The organism is Pelagivirga sediminicola (assembly GCF_003072125.1).
Taxonomy (GTDB): domain Bacteria; phylum Pseudomonadota; class Alphaproteobacteria; order Rhodobacterales; family Rhodobacteraceae; genus Roseovarius; species Roseovarius sediminicola.
This window is the reverse complement of sequence record NZ_QCYH01000052.1, coordinates 1-2,071: the sequence shown is the minus strand read 5'-3', so window position 1 is coordinate 2,071 and position 2,071 is coordinate 1. Positions and strand designations below refer to the sequence as shown.

Annotated in this window: 3 protein-coding genes; all 3 read left to right on the top strand. The window is 63.3% G+C overall.

Annotation, left to right across the window (positions count from 1 at the left end; genetic code table 11):
- Window positions 1–90 precede the first annotated feature (90 nt).
- On the top strand, window positions 91–555 hold the full coding sequence (gene tnpA, locus DC366_RS19390) for an IS66-like element accessory protein TnpA (RefSeq protein WP_108693781.1): 465 nt from the start codon (window positions 91–93) through the stop codon (window positions 553–555).
- Window positions 552–905: an IS66 family insertion sequence element accessory protein TnpB gene (tnpB, locus tag DC366_RS19385; RefSeq protein ID WP_108693780.1), complete on the top strand. Its 354-nt coding sequence runs from the start codon at window positions 552–554 to the stop codon at window positions 903–905. Before tnpA ends, tnpB begins: the two co-directional genes overlap by 4 nt.
- 63 nt (window positions 906–968) lie before the next feature.
- Window positions 969–2,071, top strand: a 1,103-nt coding sequence (gene tnpC / locus DC366_RS19380; RefSeq protein ID WP_108693779.1) for an IS66 family transposase, incomplete at its 3' end; no start/stop codon positions are given.

Sequence of the window (2,071 nt, the reverse complement as noted above, 5' to 3'; positions counted from 1 at the left end):
GTATGCGGCGGTTCCGGCCCATTGATTTGATGTATTCCTGACGCGTGACGCGCCTGCGACAAGGTCTGCGTCAGCAGATGGAGGTATCACATGGCGGATGGTGGTGACGGGTTCGTGGGGCAGTGCGAGGTCGTGGAACCTCGACGGCGCGGCAAGCGGCATTGGCCGGATGATGTGAAAGCGCGGATCGTTGCCGAAAGCCTGCAGCCCGGTATCCGGGTGGTGGATGTAGCCGCGCGCTATGACATTCTTCCGCACCATCTTTCGGATTGGCGTCGTCATGCACGGCAAGGTCGGCTGGCCCTGCCAGGTCACTTGATGGACGCGCTTCATGGATTGCCGAAGGCGGAGGCGACGGAGCCTGCCTTCGTGCCGCTGTCCATCCTGCCCGAGCCTGCGGGTCAGTCGGGTTCATCTCCTTCGAAGGCGGCTGCGACCGGTGACGCCGGGGTGGTGATGATCGAGATCGGGTCCGATGTGATACTGCGCATTCCCGATGATGTGGCGGTGGAACGTGCGGTTGCGCTGGTGCAGGCGCTGCGGGGTGCGCCGTGATCGTCGCGGGGCAGCGCCAGCCGATCCTGATCGCGACGCGCCCGGTGGACTTCCGCTGCGGGCATCGTGCGCTGGCGCTGATCGTGCAGACCGAGCTGAAGCTCGATCCGCATTCCGGGGTGACGATCGTGTTCCGTTCCAAACGCGGCGACAGGCTGAAGATTTTGGTCTGGGATGGAACAGGTCTCGTGATGGTCTACAAAGTCCTGGAACAAGGCAGCTTTGCCTGGCCCAAAGTTCAGGACGGGACAATGCGACTATCGCGAGCCCAGCACGAGGCTTTGTTCGAAGGTCTGGATTGGCGCCGGATTGTTGCGCAACGGGTCGCCCCACCCATTGCAGCGGGATGATTTACTTACCTGTTTTGGTGTTGTTTTATTGGCCTTTCCTGCCCGGAACGGCTATGAATCCGCATGTCGCAGCCCTTCGATCTCAGCCAGTTTCCGGACCTCCCGCCCGAGGTTGTGAAGGCGTTCGAGGCCGCGCGGTTCGAGCTGGCGGTCGAGCGTGCGGCGCGCCAGCATGAACAGGCGGTCGTCGCCGAAAAGGACGCCTTCATCACCGAACTGAAGGCACTGATCGAGAAGCTGGAAGGTCAGGTCGGACAATACCGACACGCGAAGTTTGGGCCTAAATCCGAGAAGCTGGACCCCGCGCAGTTGGAACTGGCGCTGGAGGATCTCGAAACCGCCATCGCCGAGACCCGGGAACAGATCGCCGCGGTCGAGGAGAAGATCGCGGCCAGCGAGACCGATCCCGAGAAGAAGGCGCCGCGCAAGAAGCGCAAGGCGCGCGCCTTGCCGGAACACCTGCCGCGCGTCGAGCGTGTCATCGAGCCAGACAGCATTACCTGCCCTTGCGGCTGTGGCGACATGGTCAAGATCGGCGAGGATCGGGTCGATCGGCTGGATTACATCCCGGCGCGCTATCAGGTGATCGTCACGATCCGCCCTAAATACGCCTGCCCCAAGGGGCGCGCGGGTGTGGTGCAGGCCAAAGCCCCGGCGCATCTTCTGGAGGGTAGTTGGCCCACCGAGGCGCTGCTGGCACAGATCGCCGTGTCCAAGCATTCCGAACACATGCCGCTGAACCGGCAGGCTGTGGTCATGGCGCGGCATGGGGTGCCGATCGACCGCTCGGTTCTGGCCGACTGGATGGGACGGACGGGCGCGCTGATCGCCCCCGTGGTTGACCACATGGCCAAACGGCTGATGGCGCAAAGCACGCGGCTTTATGTCGATGAGACCACCGCCCCGGTGCTTGACCCGGGTCGCGGCAAGACCAAAACGGGCTACCTCTGGGCGGTGCTGCGAGACGACAGGGGATGGGGTGGCACCGCACCGCCGGGTGTCGTGTTCCACTATCGGCCCGGGCGTAAAGGCGAATATGCCGCCGAAATATTGCATGGCTTCAACGGCACGATCCAAGTCGATGCTTACGGCGCCTATACTCACCTTGCCACACCAAAACGCACGGGCGGCGATCCATTGCGTCTGGCGTTCTGCTGGGCGCATGG

Coding starts and splice junctions, on each gene's coding strand:
- tnpA (WP_108693781.1), top strand. CDS start 91: ATGGCGGATGGTGGTGACGGGTTCGTGGGGCAGTGCGAGGTCGTGGAA.